Origin of the sequence: Pseudomonas sp. (assembly GCF_030696055.1) — a bacterium.
Classification (GTDB): domain Bacteria; phylum Pseudomonadota; class Gammaproteobacteria; order Pseudomonadales; family Pseudomonadaceae; genus Aquipseudomonas.
Genome location: NZ_JAUYNP010000135.1, coordinates 1 through 7,072 on the forward strand (window position 1 = coordinate 1; position 7,072 = coordinate 7,072).

Below are 7,072 nucleotides of genomic sequence, written 5' to 3' on the forward strand. Positions count from 1 at the left end.
AATACTCAAGCGCGCCGACCTGGCCATGTACCAGGCCAAGGGCGCGGGACGTAACGGCATGCGCTTCTTCGACCCGAAGATGCAGGCCGACGTCAGCGCCCGCGCCAGCCTGGAAAGCGATCTACGGCAGAGCCTCAGCGAACGCCACTTTGTCCTGCACTGTCAACCCCAGGTCAACGAGCACGGCCAGCTACTGGGCGCCGAAGCCCTGGTGCGCTGGCAGCATCCCGTCCGCGGCCTGGTGCCGCCGGGGGACTTTATTCCCCTGGCGGAAAGCACCGGGCTGATCCTCCAACTGGGCCGCTGGATACTCCACAGCGCCTGCGCGCAGCTGGTGGCCTGGGCCGCTCACCCACAACTGCACCACCTGCATCTGGCGGTCAACGTCAGCGCCCGGCAATTCCACCACCAGGACTTTGTCGAGGATGTACTGGCGGCCCTGGCGGAAAGCGGCGCCAATCCGGCGCACCTGGAGCTGGAGCTGACCGAGAGCCAGTTGGTGGAGGATGTGGAAGTCCTGATCGACAAGATGAGCGCGCTCAAGGCTCATGGCGTGCACCTGTCCCTGGACGACTTCGGTACCGGCTACTCCTCGCTCAACTACCTCAAGCGTCTACCCCTGGACCAGCTGAAGATCGACCAGTCGTTTGTCCGCGACCTGCTCAAGCAACCCTGCGATGCCGCCATAGTGCGTACCATCCTGGCGCTCGGCGACAACCTCAAGCTGGCGGTCACCGCCGAAGGGGTGGAGACCCAGGAACAACACGACGCCCTGCTGCAGATGGGCTGCCGCAAATTCCAGGGTTACCTGTTCGCCAAACCCGGGTCGCCGCACCATTTGGAAGACTGGCCGGTGGCCACGAGCCGGCAGGCTAGCGCCGCGCTGACTCCCGACGCTTAAAAACCGTGCTTAATGGCCATGGTGATAAAGCCTTGTCGAGTTTTGTAGGGTGGGTTAGCGGCGCAAAACAGAGTCGAAACCTCACCTGTAGTCTGGGCGCCGCGTAACCCACCAACGGGTTCCTGCCGCGCTAAGTTGAGGAGTGCAACGACGAAGCCCAACGGCGATGGTTCGCACACCAGCGTTGCCAACTTGGGTCTTGTTGGGCTTCGCGCAGCTCAGCCCAACCTACGCCCTGTTGTTAACGCCGACGCGCAGCAGGGCCGAGACAGGTTCTTAGAGACCGCCGCTAACCCCCAGTTGCACGCCCATGGCAGTAGCCAGGGACAGCGGCAGCAACAGGCTATCCAGCAAGGCGCTGGCCGGCAGGTCGAGGCCAGGGTGGCGTGGCGCTTCGGCACCGAAACGCTCCAGCGCGCAGCAGCCACCCTGCAACTCGTAGAGATCCAGGCGCGTGCCGGCATACACCACAGGTGCGCCGGGCTTGGCCGCATCCAGGGTGCGCACTGTGGCGCAGCCGCTGCATAACAGCAGTAGCGCCAGCAGCCCGTAGGATGGGTTAGGCAAAGGCGTAACCCATAGTGCTTTCAACCTCCCGGCCCTATCACTCATCCCCACTGGCCTGATAATGCTCGCCCCAGCGCGGCAGCATGTCCTGGGGCACACCCAGGCAGTTGAGGATGCGCGCCACCACGAAGTCGATCAGATCGTCGATGGTCTGCGGCTGGTGATAGAAGCCCGGCGCGGCCGGCAGGATGATCGCCCCCAGATTCGACAGCTTGAGCATATTTTCCAGGTGGATGCTGGAAAACGGCGCCTCCCGGGGCACCAGAATCAGCTGGCGACGCTCTTTCAAGGCGACATCGGCGGCGCGCTCGATCAGGTTGTTGCAGGCTCCGGTGGCGATAGCCGACAGCGTGCCTGTGCTGCAGGGCACCACCACCATGGCGCTGGGCGCGCCGGAGCCGGAGGCCACCGGGGCCATCCAGTCTTCCTTGCCGTACACGCGAATCTGCCCCGGCGCGGCGCCGGTGTATTCGCTCAAGAACGCCTGCATGGCCTGGGGCTTGGCCGGCAGGGTGACGTCGGTCTCGGTGGCCATCACCAACTGCGCCGCCTTGGAAATCAGGAAATGCACCTCGCGGTCTTCCTGCACCAGGCAATCGAGCAGGCGCAGGCCGTACTGGGCACCGGAGGCGCCGGTCATGGCCAAGGTAACGCGTTCAGGACCGCTCATAAATTCACTCTCAAAGCTGTTGCGCTTGCTTATGCTGCGTTGAAAACCTGCTCGGAATGCTCATTTACAGCTCGTAAACTCCGCTTCCTCGCAGGTTCTCGCCTGGCCTAACCTGCGCTCACGACGCTTTGAGCGCGAATTTTCACTTTCTATTAGGCCAACGCCTCGGCCAGCTTGCCATGCAAGCCGCCAAAGCCGCCGTTGCTCATCACCACCACCTGGGTGCCCGGTGCGGCTTCGGCTTTGACCCCGGCGATGATCGCCTCCAGGGAGTCGCACACCCGGGTCGGCACAGTGGAACTGGCCACCGTAGCGGCCAGGTCCCAGCCCAGGTTGGCCGGCGCGTACCAGTACACCGAATCGGCCTGGGCCACGGACTCCGGCAGGCCATCGCGATGGGCGCCGAGCTTCATCGAGTTGGAGCGCGGCTCGACTATGGCGATCAGCTTGGCCGTGCCTATGCGCTTGCGCAGGCCATCCAGGGTGGTGGCAATAGCCGTGGGGTGGTGGGCGAAGTCGTCGAAGATGGTCACGCCGTTGACTTCGGCGACCTTCTCCATGCGCCGTTTGGCGTTGATAAAGCCGCACAGCGCGGCGATGCCCAGCTCCGGCACCACGCCGACATGCCGCGCCGCCGCCAGCACCGCCAGGGCGTTGGCCACGTTGTGCTGGCCGGTCAGTTGCCACTCCACAGTGCCGGCGACCTTGCCCTCGAAGCTCACCTCGAAGCGCGAGCCGTCGGCGCTGAGCAGGCGCGCCTGCCACTGGCCGCCTTCGCCCGTGGTCTCGACCTTCGTCCAGCAACCCATCTGTATCACGCGCTTGAGCGCTGGCTCGGTAGTGGGGTGAATGATCAGGCCGTCGCCGGGAATGGTCCGCACCAGATGGTGGAACTGCCGCTCGATGGCCGCCAGATCCGGGAAGATATCCGCGTGATCGAACTCCAGATTGTTCAGGATCGCGGTGCGCGGGCGGTAGTGGACGAACTTGCTGCGCTTGTCGAAGAAGGCGCTGTCGTACTCGTCGGCTTCCACCACGAAGAAGGGCGTGTCGCCCAGGCGCGCGGAAATGCCGAAGTTCTGCGGCACCCCACCGATCAAAAAGCCCGGGCTCATGCCGGCATGCTCCAGCACCCAGGCCAGCATGCTCGAACTGCTGGTCTTGCCATGGGTGCCGGCCACCGCCAGTACCCAGCGGCCTTGCAGCACATGGTCGGCCAGCCACTGCGGGCCGCTGACATAGGGCAGGCCCTTGTTCAGCACATATTCCACCGCCGGGTTGCCGCGCGACAGGGCGTTGCCGACCACCACAAGATCCGGCGCGGGGTCGAGCTGGGCGGCGTCATAGCCCTGGGTCAGCTCGATGCCCTGGGCCTGCAGCTGGGTACTCATGGGCGGGTAGACATTGGCGTCGGAGCCGGTAACGCGATGCCCCAGTTCCTTGGCCAGCACGGCCAGCGAGCCCATAAAAGTGCCGCAGATGCCGAGAATATGGATATGCATGATTTACCTTGAAGGCGACCTCTAAAGCGGGCTAATCGCGCCCGATAAAAACTGGCCGCAGGTTAGCACAGCGCCTTTTGCCGTTCTCGCCAGAACGTCAGGGTCAGTGCGGACCACATTGCCCGTAGGTTGGCGTTGAGGCGCGCAGCGACGAAGCCCAACAGCGCACACGGTTCCCTGTTGGGCTTCGCTGCGCTCAGCGCCAACCTACGGCTTTACCCCAGCCTGGCAATCCCGTGCTTGCGCAGCTTGCGGTACAGGGTGTTGCGGCTGATGCCCAGTTGCTCGGCGCTGCGGCTGATATGCCAGCGCTGCGCCTCTAGGACCGCGAGCAGCGCCGTGCGTTCGGCGGCGCCCAGTTGATCGGGTTTGGGCGCGGCCAATGGCGCGAGCGGCACCGGCGTATGGCGAATCTCCGCAGGCAGCTCGGCGTGATTGATCACCCCAGCATCGCACAGCGCGCAGAGGGTGCGCAGGACATTGCGCAACTGCCGCACATTGCCCGGCCAGGGGTAGGCCAGCAAGGCGGCGCGGGCCGGTTCATCGAGGCGCAAGGCTTGCCCGCGCGCCTCCTCGGCCAGGAGGAAGTCCAGCAGCGCCGACTTGTCGCTGCGTTCGCGCAGGGCCGGCAGTTCGAGCACCAGACCGTTAAGGCGATAGAAGAGGTCCTGGCGGAACTGCCCGCTGGCCACCCGTTCGGTGAGGTCGCGGTGGCTTGCGCTGATCACCCGCACATCGATGGCCTGCGACTCGCCGCCTATGGGCTCGACCCGGCGCTCTTCCAGTACCCGCAGCAAGCGGGTCTGCAGCGTCAGCGGCATATCGCCGATCTCATCGAGAAACAATGTGCCGCCATCGGCCTGCTGCAGCTTGCCGCGCATGCCTTCCTTGCGCGCGCCGGTAAAGCTGCCGCCGCGGTAGCCGAACAGCTCGCTCTCGATCAGGCTCTCGGGAATCGCCGCGCAATTGAGTGCCACAAAGGGCTTGCCGCCGCGCGAGCTGGCCAGGTGCAGGGCCTTGGCGAAGGCCTCCTTGCCGGTGCCGGTTTCGCCACCGATCAGCAGCGGCACATCGCGTTCGTACACCCGCAGGGCGCGGCGGAAATCGCTCTGCAGGGTCGGGTCGGCCAGGCACAGGCCAGGCGTCGCCAAGGCCTGCGCACCCAGGGCTTGCGGGCTGCGCCGAGCCTGGCCACGCAGCATGGCGAACAGCAGCTGACCACGCTGGGTATAGAGCGGCCAACTGGCGCTGGGCTGCGGCGAGGCACGGCCGAGCAGGTCATCCAGGCGACAGTCGAACAGCTCCACCAGGGTGCGCCCGAGCAGGCGTTGGCGCGGCAGACCGAGCAGGTTGATCGCGCTCTGGTTCACCGCGCTGACCCGGCCATCGCCATCGAAGGCCAGCAGGCCCTCGCTGAACTGGCCGATATATTCGGCCTGGGCATGGAAGCGCAGCAGCCACTCGCCTTCATAGCTGCGCAGAAAATGGCAGCCCTCGATGGCCTTGGCCGAGAGGTTGACCAGGGCCATGGTGTGGAACTGGCTCTGCCGCGACACGTCCTGCCGCGCCGAGGACACGTCCAGCACCGCCAGCAGCTCGCCATGGGGATCGAACACCGGGCTGGCGGAACAGGTCAGGCCCGTATGGCGGCTGCGAAAATGTTCGTCCTGGTGGATGGTCAAGGGCTGGCGTTCGACCAGGCAAGTGCCGATGCCGTTGGTGCCTTCGCAGGCCTCGCTCCAGTCGGCGCCCAGCCACAACCCGGCCTGCTCGAAGGTGCGCTTTTCCGCCTGTTCGGTGATGCAGTTGAGGATCACCCCGCGGGCATCGGTGAGCAGCACCGCACGGCCGCAGCCGGCCAGCTGGCGGTGCAGGCTGTTCATCTCGTTATTGGAAATTTCCAGCACCTGCTGCAACTGCTCGCGACGCTCGAGCATGCGCGCGTGCTCGATCACCGCCGGCGCCATGGCTTGCGCCGGGTCCAGGTGATGCTGCTCCAGGCAGCGCAGCCAGGAGCGCGCCACCGAGGGGTCGGCGGCCGGACCGGCGAGTTGCCCGCGTCCTTGCGCCACCGTCAGCACCTGCTGGGCGTGGCGACTTGCGTGATTGTGCATTGTTATTGTTCTCCATTCTGGAGTCGCACAGGGCGCGATAACGCGCCTTAACAGATCGCTGAAAAATGTAAGCGAGACAACCAAGGCAAGGCGCTACGTAGTAACAGCCTTCGGCTGGTCAAGACAAGCGAAAGCGCCGCTCAGCTGCCGTAAACAAACATGCCGAGGACGCTTTTAACGCCTCTTCCTCGCCAGAGAAAGAGGCCCCAGGGAGCCTAGCAGCGATCTGTTAGCGCAGCAGCATCCGCCTGCGCTGGATGCATTGCAATACGACCTGACCGGCGAGTCACCGCGCCGTATCACGGCCGGCACAAAGTGTCACACCCCACTGTGCCGCAACTGGCACAAACGCCTGTCCAACGCACCCCGCTGGCATTATGCCGAGCGCTCTAGACCGGGCCTTTCCCCTATCTGGCCCAGGCCTTGCTCTAGGCATTGGTAAGCGCCACTGCGCGCTCTCGCTGCATCACAAGAACAAGCATAAAAGCCAGGAGATTCTCAGCATGCGTTACGCCCATCCAGGTACCCCAGGCGCCCTCGTGTCCTTCAAGTCCCGTTACGGCAACTATATCGGCGGCGAGTTCGTCGCCCCGCTCAAGGGCCAGTACTTCACCAATACTTCGCCGGTCAACGGCCAGCCGATCGCCGAGTTCCCTCGCTCCAGTGCCGAAGATATCGAACTGGCGCTGGACGCCGCCCATGCCGCCGCCGATGCCTGGGGCCGCACCTCGGCCCAGGAACGCTCGCTGGTGCTGCTGAAGATCGCCGACCGCATCGAGGCCAACCTGGAAGTGCTGGCCATCACCGAGACCTGGGACAACGGCAAGGCCGTGCGCGAAACCCTCAACGCCGATATCCCCCTGGCCGCCGACCACTTCCGCTACTTCGCCGGTTGCCTGCGCGCCCAGGAAGGCTCTGCCGCCGAGATCGACGGCAACACCGTGGCCTACCACATCCATGAACCGCTGGGCGTGGTCGGGCAGATCATCCCGTGGAACTTCCCGCTGCTGATGGCCGCCTGGAAGCTGGCCCCGGCCCTGGCCGCCGGCAACTGCGTGGTGTTGAAGCCCGCCGAGCAGACCCCGCTGGGCATCAGCGTGCTGATGGAGCTGATCGGCGATCTGCTGCCCGCCGGCGTACTCAACGTGGTGCAGGGCTATGGCAAGGAGGCCGGCGAAGCCCTGGCCACCAGCAAGCGCATCGCCAAGATCGCCTTTACCGGTTCCACCCCGGTGGGCGCGCATATTATGAAATGCGCGGCCGAGAACATCATCCCGAGCACAGTGGAGCTGGGCGGCAAGTCGCCGAATAACTTCTT

At 65.0% G+C, this 7,072-nt stretch carries 6 protein-coding genes; 2 read left to right on the plus strand and 4 right to left on the minus strand.

All coding sequences use genetic code 11. From position 1 onward, the window contains the following. Positions 1–901: bifunctional diguanylate cyclase/phosphodiesterase (locus Q8Q83_RS08015; RefSeq protein ID WP_305622672.1), on the plus strand; the 901-nt coding region annotated here is incomplete at its 5' end. Between the two features lie 276 nt (positions 902–1,177). On the opposite strand, the gene Q8Q83_RS08020 is transcribed toward Q8Q83_RS08015, so the two are convergent. The 4 genes from Q8Q83_RS08020 to Q8Q83_RS08035 all read right to left on the minus strand — a co-directional run bounded on the left by Q8Q83_RS08020 (position 1,178) and on the right by Q8Q83_RS08035 (position 5,754). Further along, positions 1,178–1,468, minus strand: a complete 291-nt coding sequence (locus tag Q8Q83_RS08020) for a YceK/YidQ family lipoprotein (protein WP_305622674.1) — start codon at positions 1,466–1,468, stop codon at positions 1,178–1,180. A 37-nt stretch (positions 1,469–1,505) separates the two neighbouring features. Further along, positions 1,506–2,138 (minus strand): flavin prenyltransferase UbiX, encoded by a 633-nt coding sequence (gene ubiX, locus Q8Q83_RS08025; protein ID WP_305622676.1) that lies wholly within the window; start codon positions 2,136–2,138, stop codon positions 1,506–1,508. Between the two features lie 152 nt (positions 2,139–2,290). Then, positions 2,291–3,640, minus strand: a complete 1,350-nt coding sequence (gene mpl, locus Q8Q83_RS08030) for a UDP-N-acetylmuramate:L-alanyl-gamma-D-glutamyl-meso-diaminopimelate ligase (protein ID WP_305622678.1) — start codon at positions 3,638–3,640, stop codon at positions 2,291–2,293. 215 nt (positions 3,641–3,855) lie between these two features. Beyond that, complete coding sequence (locus Q8Q83_RS08035; RefSeq protein WP_305622679.1) at positions 3,856–5,754, minus strand: sigma-54-dependent Fis family transcriptional regulator; 1,899 nt, start codon at positions 5,752–5,754, stop codon at positions 3,856–3,858. A 503-nt stretch (positions 5,755–6,257) separates the two neighbouring features. Between Q8Q83_RS08035 and Q8Q83_RS08040 the strand changes: the two genes are divergently transcribed. Further along, positions 6,258–7,072: aldehyde dehydrogenase family protein (locus Q8Q83_RS08040; RefSeq protein ID WP_305622680.1), on the plus strand; the 815-nt coding region annotated here is incomplete at its 3' end.

Excerpts from the sequence above, each read along its gene's own strand:
- ubiX (WP_305622676.1), bottom strand. The coding sequence starts at position 2,138 with ATGAGCGGTCCTGAACGCGTTACCTTGGCCATGACCGGCGCCTCCGGT.
- mpl (WP_305622678.1), bottom strand. The coding sequence starts at position 3,640 with ATGCATATCCATATTCTCGGCATCTGCGGCACTTTTATGGGCTCGCTG.
- Q8Q83_RS08035 (WP_305622679.1), bottom strand. The coding sequence starts at position 5,754 with ATGCACAATCACGCAAGTCGCCACGCCCAGCAGGTGCTGACGGTGGCG.